The 24,436-nt window shown below is 65.5% G+C and carries 24 protein-coding genes and 1 pseudogene; 11 read left to right on the top strand and 14 right to left on the bottom strand.

Annotation, left to right across the window (positions count from 1 at the left end):
• Positions 1-46: 46 nt before the first annotated feature.
• Positions 47-1,117, bottom strand: a complete 1,071-nt coding sequence (locus shn_RS24665; RefSeq protein ID WP_084438433.1) for a spermidine/putrescine ABC transporter substrate-binding protein — start codon at positions 1,115-1,117, stop codon at positions 47-49.
• A 164-nt stretch (positions 1,118-1,281) separates the two neighbouring features.
• On the opposite strand from shn_RS24665, the gene shn_RS24660 reads away from it, so the two are divergent.
• The 4 genes from shn_RS24660 to shn_RS24645 are packed head-to-tail and all read left to right on the top strand — an operon-like array spanning position 1,282 to position 5,250.
• Complete coding sequence (locus shn_RS24660) at positions 1,282-2,364, top strand: ABC transporter ATP-binding protein (protein ID WP_064333145.1); 1,083 nt, start codon at positions 1,282-1,284, stop codon at positions 2,362-2,364.
• 1 nt (position 2,365) lies between these two features.
• Positions 2,366-3,268, top strand: a complete 903-nt coding sequence (locus shn_RS24655; protein WP_064333144.1) for an ABC transporter permease — start codon at positions 2,366-2,368, stop codon at positions 3,266-3,268.
• Positions 3,269-3,280: 12 nt separating this feature from the next.
• Positions 3,281-4,111, top strand: a complete 831-nt coding sequence (locus tag shn_RS24650; protein WP_064333143.1) for an ABC transporter permease — start codon at positions 3,281-3,283, stop codon at positions 4,109-4,111.
• Complete coding sequence (locus shn_RS24645; RefSeq protein WP_064333142.1) at positions 4,108-5,250, top strand: P1 family peptidase; 1,143 nt, start codon at positions 4,108-4,110, stop codon at positions 5,248-5,250. The genes shn_RS24650 and shn_RS24645 overlap by 4 nt, the downstream gene beginning before the upstream one ends.
• A 12-nt stretch (positions 5,251-5,262) precedes the next feature.
• Here shn_RS24645 and shn_RS24640 read toward each other — a convergent pair whose 3' ends face one another.
• From shn_RS24640 to shn_RS24630, 3 genes and pseudogenes are all read right to left on the bottom strand, one after another.
• Positions 5,263-5,634 (bottom strand): hypothetical protein, encoded by a 372-nt coding sequence (locus tag shn_RS24640; protein WP_064333141.1) that lies wholly within the window; start codon positions 5,632-5,634, stop codon positions 5,263-5,265.
• Between the two features lie 70 nt (positions 5,635-5,704).
• Positions 5,705-7,120, bottom strand: a pseudogene (locus tag shn_RS24635) (NAD(P)-dependent oxidoreductase); the annotation flags it as partial.
• Positions 7,121-7,264: 144 nt separating this feature from the next.
• Positions 7,265-8,104 carry a 3-keto-5-aminohexanoate cleavage protein gene (locus shn_RS24630; RefSeq protein WP_064333140.1) on the bottom strand — a complete coding sequence of 280 codons (840 nt, stop codon included), beginning with the start codon at positions 8,102-8,104 and terminating at the stop codon, positions 7,265-7,267.
• A 91-nt stretch (positions 8,105-8,195) separates the two neighbouring features.
• On the opposite strand from shn_RS24630, the gene shn_RS24625 reads away from it, so the two are divergent.
• From shn_RS24625 to shn_RS24600, 6 genes are read left to right on the top strand one after another with little or no spacing between them, the layout of a single operon-like run.
• A complete protein-coding gene (locus tag shn_RS24625) occupies positions 8,196-9,080 on the top strand; it encodes a MurR/RpiR family transcriptional regulator (protein WP_064333294.1) in 885 nt (294 codons plus the stop codon).
• Positions 9,077-10,414, top strand: a complete 1,338-nt coding sequence (locus shn_RS24620; RefSeq protein WP_064333139.1) for an aspartate aminotransferase family protein — start codon at positions 9,077-9,079, stop codon at positions 10,412-10,414. The genes shn_RS24625 and shn_RS24620 overlap by 4 nt, the downstream gene beginning before the upstream one ends.
• Before the next feature lie 21 nt (positions 10,415-10,435).
• The gene (gene glnH / locus shn_RS24615; protein ID WP_064333138.1) at positions 10,436-11,176 is read left to right on the top strand and encodes a glutamine ABC transporter substrate-binding protein GlnH; all 741 of its coding nucleotides are present in this window, start codon (positions 10,436-10,438) and stop codon (positions 11,174-11,176) included.
• Between the two features lie 60 nt (positions 11,177-11,236).
• Positions 11,237-11,893, top strand: a complete 657-nt coding sequence (glnP, locus tag shn_RS24610; protein WP_064333137.1) for a glutamine ABC transporter permease GlnP — start codon at positions 11,237-11,239, stop codon at positions 11,891-11,893.
• Entirely contained in the window at positions 11,890-12,618 is a 729-nt protein-coding gene (gene glnQ, locus shn_RS24605; RefSeq protein WP_064333136.1) for a glutamine ABC transporter ATP-binding protein GlnQ, read from the top strand. The genes glnP and glnQ overlap by 4 nt, the downstream gene beginning before the upstream one ends.
• The gene (locus tag shn_RS24600; RefSeq protein ID WP_064333135.1) at positions 12,608-13,651 is read left to right on the top strand and encodes a C45 family peptidase; all 1,044 of its coding nucleotides are present in this window, start codon (positions 12,608-12,610) and stop codon (positions 13,649-13,651) included. Before glnQ ends, shn_RS24600 begins: the two co-directional genes overlap by 11 nt.
• Positions 13,652-13,697: 46 nt before the next feature.
• On the opposite strand, the gene shn_RS24595 is transcribed toward shn_RS24600, so the two are convergent.
• The 10 genes from shn_RS24595 to shn_RS24550 form a co-directional block, all read right to left on the bottom strand.
• Entirely contained in the window at positions 13,698-14,972 is a 1,275-nt protein-coding gene (locus shn_RS24595) for an L-fuconate dehydratase (protein WP_064333134.1), read from the bottom strand.
• 46 nt (positions 14,973-15,018) lie between these two features.
• Entirely contained in the window at positions 15,019-15,753 is a 735-nt protein-coding gene (locus shn_RS24590) for an SDR family oxidoreductase (RefSeq protein WP_064333133.1), read from the bottom strand.
• Between the two features lie 19 nt (positions 15,754-15,772).
• Positions 15,773-16,222: a MaoC/PaaZ C-terminal domain-containing protein gene (locus shn_RS24585; RefSeq protein ID WP_064333132.1), complete on the bottom strand. Its 450-nt coding sequence runs from the start codon at positions 16,220-16,222 to the stop codon at positions 15,773-15,775.
• A gap of 12 nt (positions 16,223-16,234) precedes the next feature.
• On the bottom strand, positions 16,235-17,302 hold the full coding sequence (locus shn_RS24580; RefSeq protein ID WP_064333131.1) for a Gfo/Idh/MocA family protein: 1,068 nt from the start codon (positions 17,300-17,302) through the stop codon (positions 16,235-16,237).
• Positions 17,303-17,476: 174 nt separating this feature from the next.
• Positions 17,477-17,806: an L-rhamnose mutarotase gene (locus tag shn_RS24575; RefSeq protein ID WP_064333130.1), complete on the bottom strand. Its 330-nt coding sequence runs from the start codon at positions 17,804-17,806 to the stop codon at positions 17,477-17,479.
• Positions 17,807-17,809: 3 nt separating this feature from the next.
• Positions 17,810-18,928 (bottom strand): mandelate racemase/muconate lactonizing enzyme family protein, encoded by a 1,119-nt coding sequence (locus shn_RS24570; protein WP_064333129.1) that lies wholly within the window; start codon positions 18,926-18,928, stop codon positions 17,810-17,812.
• Position 18,929: 1 nt separating this feature from the next.
• Positions 18,930-20,027, bottom strand: a complete 1,098-nt coding sequence (locus tag shn_RS24565) for an ABC transporter ATP-binding protein (RefSeq protein WP_064333128.1) — start codon at positions 20,025-20,027, stop codon at positions 18,930-18,932.
• A gap of 3 nt (positions 20,028-20,030) precedes the next feature.
• Positions 20,031-20,897, bottom strand: coding sequence for a carbohydrate ABC transporter permease (locus shn_RS24560; protein ID WP_064333127.1), 867 nt, complete (start codon positions 20,895-20,897; stop codon positions 20,031-20,033).
• 16 nt (positions 20,898-20,913) lie between these two features.
• A complete protein-coding gene (locus shn_RS24555; protein WP_064333126.1) occupies positions 20,914-21,810 on the bottom strand; it encodes a carbohydrate ABC transporter permease in 897 nt (298 codons plus the stop codon).
• A gap of 335 nt (positions 21,811-22,145) precedes the next feature.
• A complete protein-coding gene (locus shn_RS24550; RefSeq protein ID WP_064333125.1) occupies positions 22,146-23,462 on the bottom strand; it encodes a sugar ABC transporter substrate-binding protein in 1,317 nt (438 codons plus the stop codon).
• Between the two features lie 158 nt (positions 23,463-23,620).
• Between shn_RS24550 and shn_RS24545 the strand changes: the two genes are divergently transcribed.
• Positions 23,621-24,433: an IclR family transcriptional regulator gene (locus shn_RS24545; protein ID WP_064333124.1), complete on the top strand. Its 813-nt coding sequence runs from the start codon at positions 23,621-23,623 to the stop codon at positions 24,431-24,433.
• Positions 24,434-24,436 lie beyond the last annotated feature (3 nt).

Here is a 24,436-nt window from a genome sequence, read left to right as displayed (position 1 = left end):
CCCCAAAGTCCCGCCCGCCAGAAAGACGGGCGGGGATCCGGCGCGCTCACTGCGCCGTCTTGATGCGCGTCCAGACGCGATCGAGCTGGCGCAGTGCCGGGCCCAGGTCCTCGAAGATCTGGAGCCGCGCCATGGTCTCGGCCGGCGGATTGATCTCCTTGCTATTCTTGATCTTTTCCGGGGTCAATTCCCGCGCCGGCACGTTGGCCGTGCCGTTGGTCTGCTGCGCGACGTTGAGCGCGGCGATTTCCGGGCGGGTGTAGAATTGCAGGAATTTGATGGCGTTCTCCTTGTTGGGAGCCGTCTTCAAGACGCAGACGTCCTCCTGGTACATGGTCGCCCCCTCCTCGGGGATCACATAGCCAAGGTCCTTCTCGTCGCCGAAGACGTCGACCATCGCGCCGACGAAGAAATGGCCGGCTGCGACATCGCCGGATTGCACCATCGGCCGCGTGTCATAGGTGAAGGCCGCGACATGGGGCTTCATGGCGATGATCGTCTCGGCCGCCTGCTGCAACTCCGCCGGGTCGGTGGAGTTGATCTTGTGGCCGTTCAGCATGAGGCCGACCGCCAGCACCTCGCGCATGTCGTCGAGCAGGGTGAATTTCAGCCCCTTGGCCTCCACCGTCTCGATCAGGTCCTTCCAGCCGGTAACGTCCTTGCCGAGGATCGTGCGGTTGTAGAAGATGCCGACCGAGCCCCAGGCATAGGGCAGGCAATATTCGCCCTTCGGGTCGCTTTTCGCGCGCAGGAAGGCAGGATCGATGTTCTTGAAGCCCTCGAACGTGTTGATGTCGGTCTTTTCCAGAAGGTCGAGTTTGGCCATGATGTCGTGCATGTGCACGGAGGGGAAGACGATGTCGTAGCCTGTCGCGCCGCCCTGGATCTTCGCCAGCATTTCCTCGTTGGAGGAATAGGTCGAGAGGTTGACCTTGATCTGGGTCTCCTCCTCGAATTTCTTCAGAACCTCCGGATTGATGTATTCGCCCCAGTTGTAGATGTTGAGTTCGGCGGCGCTCGCCATGCCTGCCGTCGCCACGAGGGCGGCGAGCGAGAAGGCGGTGCGGCGCGTCCATGCCCCAAGGCCGGATGCGCCGGCGCGATAAGACTTCGTCATCGAATGATCTCCTCTGATGGTTTGGCCCGTCGTGGCCCCGGTGCTTTCCTTTGCACCGGATGTTCCCGTCCCGGCTTCTTTCGGCCGTTGACTTGGATGGCCAAATGGTATCCAACTATCGAAATCGCACAAGCGTTATTTTAATAACATTTTGGGGAACGACGATGCGAGATTCGATAGTCCGCCTGGAGAAGGCGGCGAAAGCCTTCGGCACGCCCGAAGGACAGACGGTGACGGCGCTCGACGCGATCGACCTTACCGTGCGCCGCAACGAATTCCTGACGCTGCTGGGCCCGTCCGGCTGCGGCAAGACCACCCTGCTCCAGGCGATCAGCGGCTTCGTGGAGCTCGATTCCGGCCGCATCCTGATCGACGGCGAGGACATCACGGACCGCCCGCCCTATCGCCGCCCGGTCAACACGGTGTTCCAGAACTACGCCCTCTTCCCGCATATGACGGTGGGGGAAAACACCGGCTATGCGCTGGAAGTGGCGGGCGTCGCGCGGCCGGAGCGGGCAAGGCGCGTCGCAGACGCGCTGCGCATGGTCGGCCTGGAAGGCATGGAGGGCCGCAAGCCGCGCCAGCTTTCCGGCGGCCAGCAGCAGCGCGTGGCGCTCGCCCGCGCCATCATCGCCCGTCCGAAACTGCTGCTGCTCGACGAACCGCTCTCCGCCCTCGACAAGAACCTGCGCCAGGCCATGCAGATCGAGCTGAAGACGCTCCAGCACGAGCTCGGCATCTCCTTCATCTTCGTCACGCATGACCAGCAGGAGGCGCTGACCATGTCGGACCGGGTGGCGGTCCTTTCGGGCGGCCGCATCCAGCAGCTCGATACGCCCCGCGCCATCTACGACCAGCCGAAGAACAGTTTCGTCGCCACTTTCGTCGGCGCGAGCAATCTCTTCGAGGGCCGGGCGGAGGGCGCGCGGCTCGTCACCGGCGACGGCCTTTCCATCGCCCATTCGACGGCCGGCACGAGCGGCACGGCGACCGCGCTCATCCGCCCGGAACAGTTCTTCATCGCCGAGGCCGGCGACACCGCTCCGGCCCTCGACGTCGACCTCGAACAGATCGTCTTCGTCGGCTCCACCTTCGAGCTTTTCGGCCGCACGGCGACCGGCCGGCGCGTCATCGCGGAAATCCCGGCGACGCGCCGCAACCTCGTCGGCGAGATCGAGCAGTCACGCCGTGCCCGCCTTGCCTACGATCCCGCGGCAGTCCACCTCATCCCGGCGGAGGCCGCCTGACATGTCGTCGATCGCCTTTCGCCGCCGCGCCCAGCTCGGCCTGCTGCTCGGGCCGGTCTCGCTGTTCCTCGCCGTCTTCTTCCTCGGCCCGCTCGCCATCATGATCGTGACGAGCTTTCTGGCGCCCGGCCTCTATGGCGGGGTGGAGTGGACCTGGTATCCGCACAATTACGGCCGCATCCTCGGCTTCGCCGATCCGATGTTCGAGGATTTCGATCCGGTCTATATCGCCATCTTCCTGCGCTCGCTGAAGATCGCGGCGCTCACCGTCGTCGCCACGCTCCTCGTCTGCTACCCGGCCGCCTTCTGTATCAGCCGGCTTTCGGAACGCTGGAAGAACTTTTGCCTGTTCCTCATCACCCTGCCCTTCTTCACCAGCCTGATCGTGCGGCTGTTCATCTGGGTGCTCATCCTGCGCCAGACCGGCCTCGTCAACGCGGTGCTGCTGAACACCGGCGTCGTCGCCCGGCCGCTGGAGCTGATCTATACGGACGGCGCGATCGTGCTTGGCATGGTCTATGTCTTCATCCCCTTCATGTTCATGCCGGTCTATGCCAGCGTCGAAAAACTCGACTGGACGCTGGTGCGCGCCTCGCTCGATCTCGGCGCCGGGCCGATCCGCACGTTCCTGCGCATCATCCTGCCGCTGACGGCGCCCGGCATTGCCGGCGGGGCGGTGATCGTCTTCATCCCGGCGCTCGGCAATTTCGTCGTGCCGGCCATCCTCGGCGGGGCGAAGGTGATGATGCTCGGCAACCTCATCGAACAGCAGTTCCTCGCCGCGCGCAACTGGCCCTTCGGCTCGGCGCTCGCCATGATGGTGATGAGCGTGATGCTCGTCCTGCTCTTCGCCTATGTCATCGTTTCCGGTCGCCGCGGCATCGATGCCGCGACCGGGCGCTGAGGAGGCTTTTCGATGAAGATCTTCGCCTCCCTCGCCCGCGGCAGCCTGATCGCCTATACCGCGCTGTTCTTCGCCTTCATTTACATTCCGCTGATGCTGATCGCGGTCTATTCGTTCAATTCCAACCCGATCAACATGATGACCTGGACCGGCTTCACCACCGAATGGTACGCCCAGGTCCTCGGCTTCAAGACGACGGTCTCGGAAAACGCGCTCTATATCGAATCGACCGACCAGCTCGTCCAGGCCGTCTGGAACAGCCTGATGATCGCCGCCTCGACGACGACGATCGCCACCGTGCTCGGCACGGCGATCGCCATCGCCCTCTACCGCTTCGACTTTTTTGGCAGGCGCTTCTACCGCGTCGTCATGTTCATGCCGATGCTGATGCCGGATATCGTTCTCGGCATCGCGCTCCTGATCTTCTTCGTCAATGCCGGCGTCAATCTCGGCCTGAAGACGATCATCATCGGTCAGTGCACCTTCCTGATCTCCTACGTCTTCATCGTCGTCTCCGCCCGGCTCGCCGGCATGGACCGCACGCTGGAGCACGCCTCGGCCGATCTCGGCGCAAACGAATGGACGACCTTCCGCAAGGTGGTGTTCCCGCAGCTCCTGCCGGGCATCGTCGGCGGCGCGCTGCTCGCCTTCATCATCTCGATGGACGATCTGGTGATCACCTATTTCATCGCCGGCGTCGACGTGACGACCCTGCCGATGTTCATCTTCGCCATGCTCCGGCGCGGCATCAAGCCGGAGATCAACGCCATCGCCGTGATGATGCTGACCTTCTCCTTCGTCGTCGCCTCGCTCGGCCTCTATCTCCGCTCCCGGCAGAAATGACCATGACCCAGACAGCAAAACCCCGCGCCCGCACCCTCGGCCTGCCCTTCACCGGCCGCACCGGCCCGTTCAACGCCATCACCGATGTGGAAGGCATCACCGTCGGCTTCCGCACCATTGTCGAGGAAACCCCACGCCCCGGCCGCAAACTCCCGGTGCGCACCGGCGTCACCGCCATCCTGCCCCATAGCGAGAGCCCGACGCCCGTCCCCGTCTATGCCGGCGTGCACCGCTTCAACGGCAATGGCGAGATGACCGGCACCCACTGGATCGAGGACGGCGGCACGTTCCTGGGGCCTGTCATGATCACCAACACCCACGGCGTCGGCATCACCCATCATGCAACGATCCGCTGGATGCTGGAGCGCTATGCCTCGACCTACGAGGTGGGCGATTTCCTCTGGCTGATGCCTGTCATCGCCGAGACCTATGACGGCGTGCTCAGCGACATCAATGCCATGCCGGTGACGGAGGCGGATGCCCGGGCAGCTCTGAAAAACCTCTCCTCCGGCCCCGTCGCGGAAGGCAATTGCGGCGGCGGCACGGGCATGATCGCCTATGGTTTCAAGGGCGGCACCGGCACCGCCTCCCGTGTCGTCACGGTCGGAGACAAGGACTATACGATCGGCACGCTGGTGCAGGCCAACCACGGCCAGCGCGACTGGCTGACGATCTGCGGTGTGCCGGTCGGAAAACATCTCCAGGACAACACGCCGCAAAGCCAGCTCAAGGAGCGCGGCTCGATCATCGTCGTCATCGCCACGGACCTGCCGATGGCCCCGCACCAGCTAAAGCGCCTCGCCCGCCGCGCCGCCATCGGCATCGGCCGCAACGGCACGCCCGGCGGCAACAATTCCGGCGACATCTTCCTCGCCTTCTCCACCGCCAATCCGCAGCCGATGGCCCATCGCGCACCGGCGCTGCTCGCCCTCGACATGGTCAACGACGAACAGCTCGATCCGGTCTATCTGGCGGCGGTGGAAAGCGTGGAGGAGGCCGTCGTCAATGCCATGCTGGCGGCGAAGGACAGCGGCGGCACGCCGCATGACCGTCTGCGCGTCGACGCCATCCGGCACGACGAACTGGTGGCGGTGATGAAGCGATATGGCCGGCACGCGGATGCGCCGGCCATGCCCTGATCCCCGGCGCGGTCAGTTGCCCGTGCCGTCGGGCGTCACGCGCTGGCTCTGTCCGCCGGTGCTGGAATCCGCATTGGGATCGCGATCCGTCGGAACGGTCTCGCCACCGCCGGGGACGCTATCGTCGATCGTATCCTGGGTCGGCGTCTGCGTGCCGTCGGAGGCGGAGGACGTCTGTTCCGTATCGACCGTGGGATCGGCGCTTTCGCCCCAGATCTCGACCGCCCCCCAGACGAGGAAGGCGAGCGCCAGGCTGATGCCGAGCACTTTCAGCACCGGCCGCCCGAGGCCGCCCTGTCGGGTTTCCCGCGCGGCATAGTCTTTCCGGGCGGGATCATGGGTGCGGGTCAGCGGATCGCCGCGTTCGTCTTGCTGATGGGTCATGGCGGTCACTCCCTGAAGATCGTGTCAGGAAGGGAACTGGCGGTGACGACGAAAGTTCCCCCGAACCGCCTCAGGCCTCCGCCGGGCCGTCCAGCCCGAGCGCTTCGAGAAGCCGCCGCTGGCGCAACAGGAGATGGGTGAGCGCAACGACGTCGCCGGCCGCCGGCTGGTGCGTCATGCCCTCGTCCACCGCCTCGACGATGGCTTCCAGCGTATCGAAGATTTCGCGCGAGACACCGTGCAGCTCGGAGAACCGCGGATCGGCGACGGCGGCGGCGAGCGTTGCGGTCGTGACGCGCCCGATGCCGTGCGGCACCTTCGCCCCGGCATCGACATAGCCCTCCGGCAGGTCGCCCTTGAGATTGCGGACGCGGCGATGGCGGATGACATCGATGATCTGGTCGACAGCCTGGCAGGCGCCGGCGACGCGCGAGGGATGGTCCGTATCGGCCGCCGCATGAGGCAGGAGTTCGAGTTTGCCGGGATGCCGGGCGGCGAGCGTCAGATAGGGCAGCATCGGCCCGCTGAGCGCGCCGCTCTGCGCATCCTTGAAAAGATCGGCGTCGATGGCGGCATGACGGAGCTGGCCGGAGGCGAGCGCCCGGTCGAGCGCGCCGGCATCCACCACCTCACCGCGGTCGTAGTTGACGACGACGGCACCGCGGTTCATCGCCGAGAGCACGGCGTCACCGACGATGCCGGCATTGGCATAGGCGCGCGTCACCGGATCGAGCCGGCCGAGGCCGACATGGACGGACAGCGCATCCGCCCCGCTCGCGGCCTCTGCCGGATAGCTGGCGTAGTCAAAGCCCTCCGCCTCGATCCATTGACGGTGCTTCGGACGCGCATGGATCGCCACCTGCATGCCGAAGGCGCGGGCGAGCCTGGCCACTTCACGGCCGATATTGCCATAGCCGATGACCGCCATGCGACGTCCCTCCAGCTTGGCGGTCGGGTAGGATTTGAGGTCGCGGCCCGTGTCGAAATCGCCGTTCGCCACGCGTTCGTGCAGAACATCGACCGGCAGGTCCGGCGTCACCTTCAAAAGCGCCTTCATCACCATCTGCGCCGTCGCGCGGCTGTTGATGCCGGGCGTATTCATGAGGGGCGCGATGCCGCCCTCGCCATTGCCACCGCCCCAGGAGAGCGAGCCCATATTGCCGGTGCCCGCGCCGATGCGCACGCCGCCGAGCGGAAAGACCGCCAGCCGCGGGATGAAGGTCGCGGCGGCGATGAGGGCGTCATATTGACCGCGCGACGTCTGCGCCAGGATCTCCACCTCGGTGCTGATATCCGGCTGGTAGAAGAAATGGATGCCGGGCGGCAGGGCCTCGCCCGCAAAGGCCGCATCGTGAAACGTGCCGCCTTTTTCCTCGATATACGCCGCGACCTCGCTGAAATCGGGCCGCCCCTCCGCGTCGAACCGCAGGCCGATCAAGTCGGCGATCAGGACACGATAGGCCCGCTCGGGATCGTCGAGCCGCACGTCCTCCCGCAAAGCCGCGTTTCGATCCTGCATGGCGCCCCTCCTGCGTGTCTCCTTCTTTCCGTATGACAGTTTTCCGGGCCTCGCAAGCCGAGGCGCTCTGGCGCATAAGCAGAGGCTTGCAGCTCAATGCATTCAAACGCGTCAGGTCGGGGCGCCAAAGCTCTCGCGCACATCCGCAGCGCTGCACGGCGCGTGACCGAAGTGATCGAGGGCCGTCGCGACTGTTTCGACAAGGTCGGCGTTGGAAGCGGCGAGGCTGCCGTCGGGCCTGAAGAGATTGTTCTCGAAGCCGACGCGGACATGGCCGCCGAGCAGGGCACCGGCAGTAACGCAGGCCGCCTCGTGGCGTCCGAAGGCGCAGACGCTCCAGTTCGAAAAGCGCGGCGCATCCGGTGCGAGGAAGGGCAGCAGGTCGACGGGCTGCGAGGTCTGGGACAGGGTATAGCGGCCGAGCACGTAGAGCACGGGGATATTCGGCCAGGGCACGAGGCCGCGGCGGATCATGCCTTCAAGGCGCATCGCCTCCGCCGGCTCGTAGAGGATGATCTGCGGCAGGACGTTTTCCCGTTTCATCCAGAAGAGCGCCTCGGCGAAGGCGGGTTCGGTGGCCGTATCCGGCGCGAGTTCCCGCAACGCCAGCGAGGCTGCTTCCGGCTTTACGGCCTTCAGCACGGCGATCTGCTCGGCCGGCGCATAAAGGCCGAGCGCTTCCGTGGTGATCTGGATGACCAGGCGATCGCCCACCGCCGCGCGGATGGCCGCAATCGCCGCGCCATAGGCATCGGCATCGAGGAGATGACGGCCATCCGGTCGGCGCACATGGACGTGGATCATGGCGGCGCCCGCGTCCAGGCATTCGGCTGCAGTGCGCGCCAGTTCGCCCGGTGTCAGGGGGATGGCGGGATGGTCCGCCTTGGTGCGGCGGCCGCCGTTCGGGGCCACGGTAATGGCCACGCGGCGCGGTTCGCGAGAATCTGTCATCGTGCATCCAGGATATGATTCATATGGATCATATATCTACATTAATGAAACAACTGTTGCAAAGCAATTTGGAAAGGTGTATTCGATCGCCATGCAAAACGGCCCTCTCGCAGACCAGATCGTCCAGGCCTTCGACACGATGTCGGAGCAGCTCCGGGCCGCCGCGCGCTATGTGCTGAACCAGCCGCGCGAGGTCGCGCTGTTGTCCATGCGCGAGCAGGCACGGCAGGCGGGCGTGCAGCCCGCCACCATGACGCGGCTTGCCAAGCATCTCGGCCTTGCCGGCTACGAGGACATCCGCCAGCTCCATGCGGACGCCATGCGCGGCGACGTGACGGGCTTTGCCGGCCGCGTCGGCGCGCAGGCGAAGAGCCAGAAGCTGAAGGGCGACCAGACGCTGGCAGCCGACATGCTGGGCGGCATCGCCGCGCAGGTCGGCCAACTCTCGCAGCCGCAATCGCTGGAAATGCTGGTGGAAGCCGCCCGCCGGCTCGGCGCCGCGCGGCGCATCTATTGCCTCGGCCTGCGCTCCAGCCATTCTCCGGCCTGGCACCTGCACTACATCCTGTCGCTCGCGGGAAAACACTCGATCATGCTGGATGCCGTCGGCGGCATCGGCGCCGATGCGCTCGGCAGCGCGAGCGGCGAGGACGTGATGGTCGCGGTCAGCGTGCTGCCCTATACGCGCCAGACGATCGAGATCGCCGATTATGCCGGCGAGGCGGGCGTGCCGTTGATCGCCATCACCGACAGCCTCGTCGCCCCCCTCGCCCAGCTTGCCGCCTGCACGCTGGTCGTGCCGACCGAAAGCCCGTCGTTCCTGCACACCATGTCGCCGGCCTTCGTCGTCGCCGAGGTGCTGGGCGCGCTGGTCGCCGGCCAGGCAGGGGATGCGGCAGGCGCCGCGCTTGCCGCCGTCGATCACCAATCGGCCGCCCTCAACACCCATCTCAAGACGAGGACGAAGCGCCCGTGACCCGCCTTCTGCATCGCGCCATCCATTCCCGCATGCCGGTCGCCGTGGGCGGCAGGGGCATCGAGCTGTTCGACGCCAAGGGCAAGGCCTATATCGACGCCTCGGGCGGCGCCGCCGTCTCCTGCCTCGGCCACGCCCATCCCGCCGTCCTTTCCGCCCTGCACGAACAGCTCGACCGGCTCGCCTATGCCCATACGGGCTTCTTCACCTCCGAGGCTGCCGAGGCGCTGGCGGAGTTGCTGATCGCGGATGCGCCGGCAGGGTTGAGCCACGCCTATCTCGTCAGCGGCGGCTCGGAAGCGGTCGAGGCGGCGCTGAAGATGGCGCGGCAATATTTCGTCGAGAAGGGCGAGCCGCAGCGCCGCCACATCATCGCGCGCCGCCAGAGCTATCACGGCAACACGCTCGGGGCGCTTGCCGCGGGCGGCAACGAGTGGCGGCGCGCGCAGTTCAAGCCGCTGCTCGTCGAAACCCACCATATCGACCCGTGCTATGCCTATCGCCTGCAGGAGACCGGTGAGAGCGACGAGGCCTATGCGGCCCGTGCCGCGCAGCAGCTCGAAGACAAGATCCTCGAACTCGGCGCGGACGAGGTCATCGCCTTCGTCGCCGAAACGGTCGTCGGCGCCACGGCCGGCGCGGTCCCGCCCGTCGCCGACTACCTGAAGCGCATCCGCGCCATCTGCGACCGTTACGGCGTGCTGCTCATCCTCGACGAGGTGATGTGCGGCATGGGCCGCACCGGGACGCTGCATGCCTGCGAACAGGACGGCGTCGCGCCGGACCTGATGACCATCGCCAAGGGGCTTGGCGGCGGCTACCAGCCGGTCGGCGCGGTGCTCCTCTCGGAGAAGATCTTCGAGGCCTTCGCCAGCGGCTCCGGCTTCTTCCAGCACGGACACACCTATATGGGCCATCCGATGGCCGCCGCCGCCGGCCTTGCGGTGCAGCAGGTCATCCGGCGCGAAAACCTTCTTGCCAACGTCGTTGCGATGGGCGCCGAGCTGGAAAGCCAGCTCGTCGAGCGCCTCGGCAACCACCACCATGTCGGCGACATCCGCGGGCGCGGCCTGTTCCGCGGGGTTGAACTGGTGGCCGATCGCGCCGGCAAGCAGCCCTTCGACCCGAAATTCAAGCTCAACGTCCTGATCAAGAAGGAAGCCATGGCGCGCGGCCTGATGGTCTATCCGATGGGCGGCACGATCGACGGTCGGCAGGGCGACCATGTGCTGATCGCCCCGCCCTTCATCGTCGAGCGCGCGGACATCACGCGCATCGTCGAGCGGCTGGGCGATGCGATCGATGCCGCCGTCAGCACACTTCCACACGCATAACCAAGCAAAAGGGGAACGACCATGAAACTGCGTACCATTCTATTTGCCGCCTTCGCATCGGCCCTCACCTTCGGCCAGGCCGCGCAGGCCGAGGACCTTGTGGTCGCCACCGACACGGCCTTCGTGCCCTTCGAATTCAAGGAAGGCGACAAATATGTCGGCTTCGACATAGACATGTGGGATGCCATCGCCAAGGAGATCGGCGTCACCTACACGCTGCAGCCGATGGACTTCAACGGCATCATCCCCGCGCTCCAGACCAAGCAGGTGGATGTCGCGCTCGCCGGCATCACCATCAAGGACGAGCGCAAGAAGGCGATCGATTTCTCCGACGGCTATTACGACAGCGGCTTCCTGCTGATGGTGCCGGCGGACAGCACGGTTACGAGCGCCGAGGACCTGAAGGGCAAGATCCTCGCCACCAAGACCGGCACCTCGGCGACGGACTACGCCAAGGAGCACTTCAAGGAGACGGAGCTGCGCCAGTTCCCCAACATCGACAATGCCTATCTCGAACTGCAGACCGGCCGCGTCGACGCCGCCATGCACGATACGCCGAACGTGCTCTACTACGTGAAGACCGCCGGCGGCGGCAAGGTGAAGGCCGTCGGCGAGCAGATGATGGCCCATCAATACGGCATCGGCTTCCCGAAGGGCAGCGAGCTCGTCGCCAAGGTGAACGCCGCCCTCGCCAACATGAAGAAGGACGGCCGCTACACCGAGATCTACAAGAAGTGGTTCGGCACCGAGCCGAAGCTCTGATGCCTTAGCCCCGGGCGCGCCGGCAGGCTGGCGCGCCCTCCTCACGCCGGGGAGCCTTTTATGGAATTCGACTGGTCCGTCATCGGCGAGGCCATGCCCGCCCTGTTGAGCGGCGCACGCCTTACCATCCTCATCACCCTTGCCGGCCTCGTGGGCGGCCTTGCCGTGGGCTTCGTCGCGGGCCTGATGCGCGCCTATGGCAATGCGTTCCTGAACGCCATCGCCTTTGCCTATATCGAGCTCATCCGCGGCACGCCGATCGTCGTGCAGGTGATGTTCATCTATTTCGCGCTGCCGGTTCTCGCCGATATCCGCGTCAATCCGATGACCGCCGCCGTCACGGCGATCGTCGTCAATGCCGGCGCCTATATCGCGGAGATCGTGCGCGGCTCCTTCCTCTCCGTGCACAGGGGATTGAAGGAGGCCGGCCTGGCGCTCGGCCTGCCGCTGTGGAAGGTACTGGTCTACATCATCGGCCCCGTCGCCTTCCGGCGGATGATCCCACCGCTCGGCAACCAGTTCATCGTCAGCCTCAAGGACACCTCGCTGTTCATCGTCATCGGCGTCGGCGAACTCACCCGCCAGGGCCAGGAGATCATGGCCGCCAACTTCCGCGCGGTCGAGATCTGGAGCGCGGTGGCGATCCTTTACCTCCTGATGACCGGAACCCTGACGCTGATCCTGCGCGTCACCGAAAAGAGGATGCGGATTCTGTGAGCATCGTGGAATTTCGAAACGTCACCAAGACCTTCGGCCCCGTCGTGGTGCTGCGCGAGGTCGACCTCAACATCGACAAGGGCGAGGTGGTCGTGCTGATCGGCCCGTCCGGCTCGGGAAAGTCGACGCTGCTTCGCTGCATCAACGCGCTGGAGGAGATCAACGGCGGGGATCTCGTCGTCGACAATATCAGCGTCAAGGCCGGCCGCTCGCAGGTTCGCCTCATCCGCCAGGAGGCCGGCATGGTCTTCCAGCAGTTCAACCTCTTCCCGCAGATGACGGCGCTGGAAAACGTCGCCTTCGGCCCCCGACGGGTGCGCGGCATCAGCCGTGCCGAGGCCGAGGAGCAGGCCAGGGCGCTGCTCGCCAAGGTCGGCCTTGCCGAGCGCGGCCACCACTATCCGGCCGAGCTTTCCGGCGGCCAGCAGCAGCGCGTGGCGATCGCCCGGGCGCTGGCCGTCAAGCCGAAGCTGATGCTGTTCGACGAGCCGACCTCCGCGCTCGACCCGGAACTGCGCCACGAGGTGCTGCGCGTCATGCAGGCGCTCGCCGAGGAGGGCATGACGATGATCGTGGTCACGCACGAAATGGCCTTTGCCCGCCAGGTCGGTACGCGGCTGATCTTCATGGAGGATGGCAAGATCTCCGTCGACGGCAAGCCGGCCGACCTGCTCGCCAATCCGGAAAATCCACGCCTGCGGGAGTTCTTGCAGCATGTCCACTGACAACCGGCTGGGTTACATCGAGATCGCCGGCATGCCGCGGGAGATCGGCCTCCAGCTCGGCCGTTTCGGCCGCGACATCGCCCATCGCCACCTCGTGCACGGCCATGCCTGGGCCTCGGTCCTCGCCTTTCGCGCGGATCCGCGCGTTGCCGCGATGCGCCGGATGGTGGAGGCCCGCTTCCCCGCCTGTTGGGCGGAACTGCAGGGCCTCGCCCTCGGCCTCGATCTTCCCTTCGACGACGTCTTCCTGTGGAACTGCCGCGGCGACCTCTGGGCCTTCGCGCCGGATGGCTGCACGACGGTGCAGATACCGGGTGCCGAACCGCTGCTCGCCCACAACGAGGACGGCGATCCCGGCTTTCGCGGCCATTGCGCGCTCGCCCATATCCGCCCCGAGGGCGGCACGGCCTTCACCAGCTTCGTCTACCCGGCCTCGATCCCCGGCCACACCTTTGCGGTGACGGCGACGGGTCTCGTCCAGACCGTCAACAACATCCGCTCGCGCGGTGTCGGCGCCGGCCTGCCGCGCATGGTGCTCGGGCGCGCCCTGCTGGATTGCCCGTCGATCGACGCGGCCGTCCGCCTGCTGGAGCGTTCGGAACGCGCCGGCGCGTTCCACATGACGCTCGGGCAAAGGGGCGATCCGCGGCTTGTCGGCGTGGAATTCACCCACGAGCACTGCTCCGCCGTCACGCTCGACCGCCCGCAATGCCACGCCAACCACCTCGTTCATGCCGGCATGGCCGGCGAACGACAGGTGATCACCGGCTCCTCCCGGTCCCGGCAGCAGCGCGGGGACCAAATCATCGCCGAGGGCGGGGAAGGCCTGCGGGATCCACACGCCATCCTGTGGGACAAGGCCGTATCGCCGCTGCCCATCTACCGCGCGCAGCCGGACGACCCGGACCACGAGAACACGCTGGCGACCGCCGTATTCCACATCGGCGCGAACGCCATCCGCTGGCAGGTCCATGATCGCCCGGAGGAGACGCCCCGCTTCGTGATGGACGGCACCCTCAAGCCCGTGTCCTGATATCCGCCTGTCGAAGGGGCGGCGGGGACAGCCGCCCCGCCCCTCGTCACCCGAACGTATAGGCCGCGATCGACTCCGGCTTCATCTCGATGGAGAAACCCGGCCGCGCGGGCGGCATATAGGCGGCGTTCTCGATGCGGCAGTGGTCGACGAAATGCTCGTGCAGGTGGTCGACATATTCGATCACCCTGCCCTCCTTCGTGCCGGACACGGCGATGTAGTCGATCATCGACAGATGCTGGACATATTCGCACAGGCCGACGCCGCCGGCATGCGGCCAGACCGGCAGGCCGTATTTCGCCGCCATCAGCAGCACGGCGAGCACTTCGTTGAGGCCGCCCATGCGGCAACTGTCGATCTGCACGATGTCGATCGCGCCGCCGGCGATCATCTGCTTGAAGATGATGCGGTTCTGGCACATCTCGCCCGTCGCCACCTTGACCGGATGAACGGCCTGCCGGATCGCCCTGTGGCCGGCGATGTCGTCCGGGCTCGTCGGCTCCTCGATGAAGAAGGGCTTGTAGGGTTTCAGCTCCGAAACCCAGTCGATCGCCTGCCCCACCTCCCAGATCTGGTTGGCGTCGATCATCATGGTGCGCTCGTCGCCGATCACCTCGCGGGCGATGCGCAGGCGCCGCTTGTCGTCTTCGAGGTCACGGCCGACCTTCATCTTGATATGGGTGAACCCCTGGTCGACGGCCTCCTGGCAAAGGCGGCGCAGCTTCTCGTCGTCATAGCCGAGCCAGCCCGCCGAGGTCGTGTAGCAGGGATACCCTTCCTTCTCCAGCGTCGCGATGCGCTCCGCCTTGCCGGCTTCCGCCTTCTCCAGGATGGCCAACGCCTCCTCCGGCGTCAGCGCATCCGTCAGGTAGCGGAAGTCGATGATCGAAAGGATCTCCTCCGGGCGCATCTCGGCGACGAGCCGCCAGACCGGCTTGCCCGCCTGCTTGGCCAGGAGGTCCCAGACGGCATTCACCACCGCGCCGGTCGCCAGATGCATCGCGCCCTTGTCCGGACCGATCCAGCGCAACTGGCTGTCGCTCGTGACATGGCGCCAGAAGCGGCCGGGATTTTCGCGCACCCAGGCAAGGTCGAGGCCGACCACCAGATGCTTCATCGCCTCGATCGCCAGGCAGCAGATCTCGTTGCCGCGGCCGATGGTGAAGGTAAGGCCATGGCCTTCGAGGCCGGGCGCATCCGTGCCGAGCACCACATAGGCGGCCGAATAGTCCGGATCCGGGTTCATGGCGTCCGAGCCGTCGAGGCTCTGCGAAGTGGGAAAGCGCAGGTCGATCGAGCGAAGGCTGGTGATCTTGGTCATGGTGCGGCCCTTGCAATGGCCGGCGCTCTGCCGGCTAAAAAATGTCTCAGATGGTCCAGCCGCCGTCGATGGCGTAGGCCTGTCCGGTCGTGTAGGTGGCGCTCGCGAGATAGACGGCGAGGTCGGCGATCTCTTCCGGCGTGCCGATGCGGCCGATCGGCTGGCGGGCGATGAAGGCCGCGCGCGCCGTCTCGTAGTCGCCCTGCGCGCGCAGGCGATCCTGCAGCGAGGGGCTTTCCACCGTGCCGGGGCAGATGCAGTTGCAGCGGATGCCCTCAGCCACGTAGTCGGCCGCCACCGACTTGGTAAGCCCGACGACCGCCGCCTTGGTGATGGTATAGGCCGCCCGGTTCGGCACGCCCTTCACGCTGGAGGCGACCGAGGCCATGTTGATGATCGCGCCGCCCTTCTTCTCCAGCATCGCCGGCAGCACGGCGCGAATGGTGCGCACCATGGCGCGGACATTGAGATCGAAGGCGAAGTCGAGGTCCTTGTCCGGCATGTCGAGGATCGTGCCGGCATGCACGAAGCCGGCGCAGTTGAAGAGCACGTCGAACGAGCCGGTCGCCGAGACCACGCGGTTGACGGCCTCCTCGCTCAGGACGTCGAGCACATAGGTCTCGATGCCTGCCTCGCCCGCAAGGCTTTTCAGCGCATCGGCATTGATATCGGTCGCGACGACCTTGGCGCCGGCGCGGGCGAAGGCGATGGCGCTCGCCTTGCCGATGCCCTGGCCTGCGGCGGTGATGAGGACGCGCTTGTCTTGAAGGGAAAGGCTCATGATGGCTCCTTGTGGTGCGTCAGGCGCCCGGGCGGCGCTCGACGACGTAGATATGGTCTGCGGCGAGAACGACCTCGCCCTTCTGGTTGACGACTTCCGTGCGCTCGATCACCCGGCCGAAGCCGGCGCGTTTCGGATCATCCTCCTTGCCTGATATCGTCACGCGGGTGTGGATCGTATCACCGATGAAGACCGGCCTGATGAAGCGCATGCGATCATAACCGTAGGAAAATGCAACAGGATTGATGACGCTCGCCGTCAGCCCGACACCGATCGCAAACACCATCGTGCCATGGGCGATGCGCTGGCCGAAAGGCTGCGTCTTCATGAATTCGGCATCCATGTGGTGCGGGAAGAAATCGCCCGTATGGCCGGCATGCACGACGAAATCGGTCTCGGTGATGGTGCGGCCGCTCGTCTTGCGCCCCTCGCCGATTTCATACTCTTCGAAATATTTGACCTGTTCCATGGCTGTTCCTGTCTAGGGCCGTGCGGCGAGCGGCGTCGCGGGCGCCGCGCTGGAGGCATAGGCCGCCTCGACGAGCGCCATGGTCATCCATGCATCCTCCACCGAGGAGACGAGTTCCGCATCCTCGCCCGACACGAAACGCTGAAGGTTCGCCATGCGGCCGACGAAGGCGTCCGGGAACCACGTTCCCTCCAGCGGCACCGGCACCCAGCCGTCGCCGCCCTTGGGATGGATCTCCAGAATGTCCGGTTCGCCGCGCGGATAATCGAGATTGACGCCGAGCTGGAGATAGGCCGCGCCCTGCGTGCCCGAGACGCGGAATTCGCAGGCCTGATGCCTGCGGCCGAATCGGTGATCGTGGTTGATCGAAAGGGCGCAGCGGACACGGTCGCCATAGTCGAGGATCGCCGTGGTGCGCGTCTGCGCCATCCCGTGGTTCGGGTGGCCGATCGACTTGGCGTGCACGCCCCCGGGATCGCCCAGCACCTGGCGGATCACATCCAGATAATGGATCGAGTGCATGGCGATCTCGATGCGCGGCAGGCCTTCGAGGAAGGACCAGAGCTGCCAGGGCGTATCGAGCGCCAGATGGACGTCGAAATCGACGACCTCGCCGAGCAGCCCCTTGGCGATGGCGTCCTTCAGCGCCAGCATCATCGGCGCGAAACGAAGCTGGAAATTGACGGCCGCCTTGAGCTTCCTGTCGCGGCAGATCGTCAGAATCTCCGTCGCAGCGGCAAGGTCGGCGCCCATCGGCTTCTGGATCAGCGCCGCCGCGCCCTCCGGCAGCACCGCCAGCACGTTCGCATGCGCGGCCGGGGGCGTCGCGAGATCGAAGATGGCGTTCTCGACGGACGCGGCTTCCTCCACGGTGCGGTAGGCCGTGACGCCCCACCTTTCGGCGAGCGCCTTCGCCTTGTCGTGGTCCGGATCATAGAGCCCGGCGATCGGGAAGCCGCCCTTGCGATAGGCCGGATAATGCGCGTCGCCGACGATCGAGCCGGCCCCGAAGGTGACGATGGGACGCGGGTTCGCCGGCAGCGGCCAGGATTGGGTGAGGGTTTCGGGGTCAAAGGTCATGGCTTCAGCTCCCGCAGCACACGTGCGCCCCTCATCCGGCTGCCGCCACCTTCTCCCCGCAAGCGGGGAGAAGGGGATGTCGCGCTGTTTTCAGCATATTGCGACCGGTCGCAGGGCACGTCTCCTCTCCCCGCGAGCGGGGAGAGGGTTGGGGTGAGGGGCGAGCGCGGAGATTCACGCATGAAAGAACACCTCTTCCATGCCCGCCCACCACTCGCCATCCTTCCGCGTCTCCAGTGGCGACTGGCAGGGCATGCAGACGGCCCACCATTCCTGCGTCTTCGGGTCGGCGGCCATCTTCGCCATGTCGGCGGCATAGTCGCCGCCGTGATATTCGAAGAAGGAGAAGAGCAGGTTCTCCGGCTCCTTCAGGAAGATCGAATAGTTCCTGATATTGCAGGCGGAAATCATCGCCAGCACCTCCGGCCAGACGGCGGCGTGCAGGCGCTTGTAGTCTTCGATCTTCTCCGGCTTCACGCCGATCACCATGCCGATGCGCTGCATGTCCTAGACCCTTTCCCGGATTTCGCGCTCGAATTCGGCAATCGAGCGGGCGCGGATCGCATCCCAGTCCCAGTCGATGCCGAGGCCGGGCGTCATGGGTGCGAGCGCCATGCCGTTCTCGATGGTCAAGCGCGAGGTGGTGATGTCGTCGAGCTGCGGAATGTATTCGACATATTTGCCGTTCTGCACCGCGCAGGTCAGGCTGACATGCAGTTCCATCAGGAAATGCGGGCAGACCGGCATATCGAAGGCCTCCGCCGCATGCGCCACCTTCAGCCAGGGCGTGATGCCGCCGATGCGGCCGGCATCGACCTGCACGATGGAGCACGCGCCTTTCTGCATGTATTCGCGGAAATGGCGGATCGAATAGAGCGATTCGCCGACGGCGATGGGCGTCGCCGTCGCGCGGTTGAGGCGGACATGGCCGTCGATGTCGTCCGCCGGCAACGGTTCCTCGATCCAGCCGAGATCGAGGTCGCGCAGGCGCTCGGCGCGGCGGATCGCCTCGTCGACTGAAAAACCCTGGTTGGCGTCCGTCATGATCTCGTAGCCGTCGCCGACCGCCTTGCGCACAGCGCAAAGGCGCGCAAGATCCTCGGACCCGTGCGACTTGCCGATCTTCACCTTGGAGCCGGAAAAACCCTTCGCCTTGGCGTCCAGCGCATCCTCGACGAGCGCCTCCACCGGAATGTGCAGCCAGCCGCCCTCGGTCGTGTAGAGCGGGCAGCGGTCCTTCGCGCCGCCGGCGAGCTTCCAGAGCGGCAGGTTCTGTTTTCGCGCGCGCAAATCCCAGAGCGCGGTATCGATGGCGGCGAGCGCGATCGAGGTGATCGCACCGATGGTCGTCGCGTGGGTCGCGAATTCCAGCTCGTGCCAGATCGCCTCGATCCGGTCGGCGTCGCGGCCGAGGAGGCGCGGCGCGAGATGATCGGCCAGAAGCCGCATGACGGAGGAGCCGCCGGTGCCGATCGTGTAGCTGTAGCCGGTGCCGACCGCCCCGTCGCTGTCGGTGATGGTGACGAGCGGCGTTTCCTGGGAAACGAAGCTCTGGATGGCGTCCGTGCGCTCGACCTTCGGGCGAAGGTCGACCATTTTCAGCTCGATGCGTTCGATCCTCGCCATGTCAGCCCCTGAGCGTCTTGCCGGTCTCACCGTCGAAGAGGTGAGCCTGGGAGAGATCGAAGCAGAAGGGCAGCGCTTCGCCGGACGCAAGGCGCCGCGGGTTCAGCATGCGGCCGACCCATTCCGCGCCGCCGAAATCGGAGAAGACGAGGGTTTCGTTGCCGAGCGGCTCGGTGAGGATGACGCGCAGGTCGTGCCTGTATACATCGGCATCCTCGCCGGAATGGATGCCGTGGCCGGCGGGATAGAGATCGTCCGGGCGCAGGCCGAAAGTCACCTTCTGGCCGGCCGTCACCCGGTCCCGGAAGCGGCACGGCAGCGGCAGGCGGTCGCCATTGGAAAAGACCACATGGCCATCGGCGATCTCGGCGTCCTTGAGGTTCATCGGCGGCGAACCGATGAAGCCGGCGACGAATTTCGAGTTCGGCCGCTGGAACACATCCTCCGGCGTGCCGACCTGCTCGATATGACCGTCGCGCATGATGACGATGCGGTCGGCGAGCGTCATCGCCTCCACCTGGTCGTGCGTGACGTAGATCACCGTCGACTGCACCTTGGCGTGCAGCTTCTTGATCTCGACGCGCATCTGGGTCCTCAGCTTCGCATCGAGGTTCGACAGCGGCTCGTCGAAGAGGAAGACTTCCGGCTGGCGCACGATGGCACGGCCCATGGCGACGCGCTGGCGCTGGCCGCCTGACAGTTGCGAGGGTCGGCGGTCGAGGAGATGCGTGAGGTCGAGCGTTTTTGCCGCCTCTTCGACGCGCGGGGCGATCTCCTCCGGCTTCTGGCCGGCGATCTTCAGCGAGAAGCCCATGTTCTCGCGCACGGTCATGTGCGGATAGAGCGCGTAGGACTGGAAGACCATGGCGAGATTTCGCGCGCGCGGCGGCAGGTCGTTGACGATCTTGCCGCCGATCCTGAGATTGCCGCCGGAGATCGGTTCCAGCCCGGCGATCATGCGCAGCGTCGTCGACTTGCCGCAGCCGGAGGGGCCGACGAGGGCGATGAACTCGCGGTCTGCGACGTCGAGATCGATGCCATGGACCACTTCGACCGCGCCGTAGCGCTTGACCAGCTTTTCGAGGGAAACGGTTGCCATGGATTATCCTTTGACTGCGCCGGAGGTGAGGCCGGACACCAGATGCTTCTGCACGATGAAGGTCAGCACGAGGGCGGGAATGATCATGATCACCGCCAGCGCGCACATACCGCGCCAGTCGATGGTGAACTCCGCCGTATAGTCGAGCAGGCCGACGGGCAGCGTCTTGGAATTGACGGAACGGGTGAGCTGCGAGGCGAGCGCGAACTCGTTCCACGAGGTGAGGAAGGCGAAGATGCCGGCCGACGCGATGCCGGGGCCGGCGAGCGGGAACTCCACCTGCCAGAAGGCCTGCCAGCGCGTGCACCCGTCGATCTGCGCGGCCTCGGCGAGATCCTTCGGCACCTGGCGGAAGAAACCGTCGATCAGCCAGATGGTGAAGGGCACGTTGAGCGCCACATAGGCCATGATCAGCCCGAAATGCGTGTCGATGATGCCGAGCTTCGAATAGACGAAGAACAGCGGCAGCGAGAGCGCGATGCCCGGCACCGTGCGCGTCAGCATCAGGCCGAGGAAGATCGACGACTTCGCCTTGAAGCGGAAGCGCGCGAAGGCATAACCGCCGGCCATGCCGATGGCGAGCGCGATCGCCGTCGAGGTGACGGAGATGATCAGCGAATTGCGGAAATATTCGATGACCGGAATGCCGCCCTGCCCGACGCCGGAGAACATCGCGACATAGGCATCGAAGGACAGGTCCTCGGGGATCCAGACCGGCGGCTTCGCCATGATCTCGACCGTCGGGCGGAAGGAGGCGAGCACGATCCACAGGCCCGGCAGGCAGATGACGGTCATCGCCAGGAAGAGGCCGATCTTGTGCGCGGCGGAGAGGAGAAGGCCGTTGAGACGGGCTTTCGTGTTCTCGTTCATCTTTACCACTCCCCCCTTACCATTCGGCCGCGATCTGGGTCCGCGCCGCCGCAAGCTTGCGGAAGAAATAGACGGTGAAGAGGATGGAAAGCAGGATCGCGACATAGGCCATGGCATTGGCGAGACCCATGCGGGCATCGGCATAGGCGGTGCGCGAGACGAGCGTCCACAGCAGCTCGGTGCGCTTGGCTGGCCCGCCGTCCGTCATGATCTTCACGATGTCATAAGCGCGCGCGACATCGAGCGAGCGGATGGTCATGGCGATATAGGCAAACGGCATGATGAACGGCCAGGTGACGTATCGGAAGGTCTGCCAGGGCGTGCAGCCGTCGACGCGCGCCGCCTCGATCGGCTCCTTCGGCATGGCGAGCAGGCCCGCGAGGATGAGGATGGCGAAGACCGAGGTGGACGACCAGATTTCGGCGATGAGGATCGCGGTGAAGGCGAGCGTGCCGTCGATCAGCCAGGGGATCGCCTGGTCCGTCAGGCCGAGCGATTGCAGGGCGTTGTTCACGAGGCCGATATTGTCGTTGAACATGAACTTGAACTGGAAGCCGACGAGGATCGGCGAGAACATCATTGGGAACATCATGATGGTTCTCAGCAGCCGCTGTCCGCTCGTCGCCTTCTCCACCAGCATGGCAAGGCCGAGGCCGAGCAGCATTTCGACATTCAGCGCGACGGTGAGCAAGAGCACGGTGCGGCCGAACGCCGTCCAGAATTCGAGATCCGTCAGGATGCGCGCATAATTGCGGAAGCCGACGAAGGTATAGAGCGAGGCGGGCTGCGTCAGCCGGAAGGGCGTGAAGCTCGAATAGAGCGACAGGATGAGCGGAATGATGACGACGGCCGCGAGCACCACGATGGCGGGCAGCAGAAGCAGAAACGGCGCCGGTGGCCTCCAGCCTTTCATGAATGCCTCTTGGATATGCTCTGGTCGGTCGCCCTTTCCGGACGCCGCCGTATTTCAAGAAGCGGCCGCTGGGGGCGGCCGCTGGTTTGTTTGCTTGGGGCGCGGTGCCGAGCCCACCCACCGGCATAGGGTGGATGGTCGGGTCAAGCCCGACCATGACGCAGGAGAGGTTGCGGATAAGGCATAGCCCCTCATCCGGCCTGCCGGCCACCTTCTCCCCGCAAGCGGGGCGAAGGGGATATGCCGTGCCGGTTTCCTCAACCAATGCCCGTTCGTGGGGCACGTCCCCTCTCCCCGCTTGCGGGGAGAGGGTTAGGGTGAGGGGCAAGCTTGCCTCAGAGCGCGCCCGCATCCTCAAGGATCTGCGTCGCCTTCTCGGCTGCCGCGTCCAGCGCTTCCTTAGAGGTCTTGTCGCCGAGGATGGCGGCCTGCAGCTCCGGATAGACGGCGTTGGAGATCTCGATCCAGGCCGGCGTCTGCGGCACGGCGAAGGCGTGCTTCGCCGCTTCCTGGAAGGCGATCAGGACTTCCTTGCGATAGGCATCGCTCTCCGCCTGCTGGATATTGTAATCCCAGACGGCCGTGCGCGTCGGCAGCGGACCGGCGGACGATTCCAGCTTCTGGCTGTCCTCGTTGGTGAGGAACCAGACGAGCGAGGCGGCGGCTTCCTTGTTGGCGCAGCTTTCCGTCACGGAAAAACCGTGGTGGCCGGACCAGCCGGTGCGCTTGCCGGAGGAGCCTGCCGGCTGCACCTTCACGCCGACATTGCCGGCGACCTTCGACGACTTCGGGTCGTTGAAGAAGCTCGCCCAGCCAGGCCAGTCGAGGTTGACGGCGATGGTGCCGGAGGCAAAGCCCTGGCCGAGGTCGTCCCACAGATAGTTGGTCGTGCCGACCGGCACGGCCTTCGCCTTGTAGAGGTTGACGAACCAGTCGAGCGCGCGAACGCCCGCTTCCGAGTTGAAGGCCGGCTTGCCGTCGGCGTCGAGATAGTCGCCGCCCTCGGCGACCAGCATCTCATAGAAGCGGCCGTTGATCGCCTCCTCCTTGCCGGCATATTGCGTGCCGTAGAAATCCGGCGGATTGGCGAAGAAGATCGCCTGGTCGGCGACCTGCTGCCAGGTGTCCGGCGGGGCGAGGTCGTAGCCGTATTTCTCCTTGAATGCCGCCTTCTTCGCGTCGTCCTCATAAAGGCTCTTCTGGTAGTAGAGCGCGGAAACGTCGAACTGCGCGCGCGGCAGCATCACCAGCTTGCCGTCGAGCGTCGAGGACGCGATGTTGGCCGGCACGAAGGCGTCGATCTCCTCCTTCGGCAGCAGCGCCGAAAGATCGGTGTAGATGTCGGGGTATTGCGGGGCGAAGGACGAATGGTTCGAGCCGACGCACCAGGTGATGTTGCCGGTCGCGATGTCCGACTTGATCTCCTTGTCCAGCTCGAAATGGTTCTTCTTGGAAAGAACGTTCACCTTCGCGCCGGTCGCCTTCTCCCATTCGGCGATGCGCGCATAGAGCGCTTCATACTGCTGGCCGCCGATGAGCTTCGCATCGACGGTCACACCCTCGAACTTTCCCGGCAGATCGGCGGCAAGCGCAGCGCCCGCCCAAGCGCAGATCACGGCACCGGCGGCCACGCCGGCTAGAAATCTCGTCATCTTCTCCTCCCATTGGCTTTTCGCCAGCCCTTACCAATAAGAGCTTCATTCATATACAAACTTACTATTCACATATCGTCAAGCGGAAATCGGCATCCCGGGATTGTCACGCCCTATTTCTGCGTATATGAATTTACTCATTCACTGGAGGAATTCGGGTGTCGGACGAGGAAAACGATCGCTACAGGGCGCCGGCGCTCGACAAGGGCCTCGACATCCTGGAGCTTCTCGCCGGCGTCGATGGCGGGCTCACCCAGGCGGAGATCGCCAAGCGGCTCGATCGCAGTCCGAACGAATTCTACCGCATGCTCGACCGGCTGGTGAAACGCGGCTACGTCACCCGCATCGACGGCGACCGCTTCTCGCTGACCCTGAAACTCTTCGGCCTCGCGCAACTGCACGCGCCGGTGCGCCGGCTCGTCTCCTTCGCCGTGCCGCTGATGCGCGAACTGGCCGAAGCCTCGCGCCAGGCCAACCAGCTCGTCGTCTTCGACCGCGGCAATCCCGTCGTCATCGCCCAGCAGGAGGCGCCCGGCTATTGGGGCATCTCGATCCGCGTCGGCTCGCGCATCGGCCTGTTCGACACGGGATCCGGCCACGCGCTGCTCGCCTTCCGCTCGCCGGAAGAGCGCCTGCGCATGATCGCCGAGCATGTGGGCGACGGCGGCACGGACATGCGCGTCACGCCGGAATTCCTGGCGCGGCTCGATCTCATCCGCTCGCGCGGCTACGAAATGATGCCGAGCGCCCAGACCGCGGGCGTCATCAACCTTTCGGCGCCCGTGCTCGGCGCGGACGGCCGGGCGATCGCCGCCCTGACGATCCCCTATATCACCCTGATCAACACGCCGGTCGCGCCGGATATCTCGACGACCATCCAGTTGCTGGGCGAGACGACGCGCAGGCTCTCGGAAATGGCAGGCGCCGGCTTCAATGCCGAGGAGCAACAGGCTTCGCATCTGAAGGCATGATTC

Source organism: Shinella sp. HZN7 (genome assembly GCF_001652565.1).
Classification (GTDB): domain Bacteria; phylum Pseudomonadota; class Alphaproteobacteria; order Rhizobiales; family Rhizobiaceae; genus Shinella; species Shinella granuli.
The sequence above is the reverse complement of the archived record's forward strand: the minus strand, read 5'-3'. Positions and strand labels throughout refer to the sequence as shown.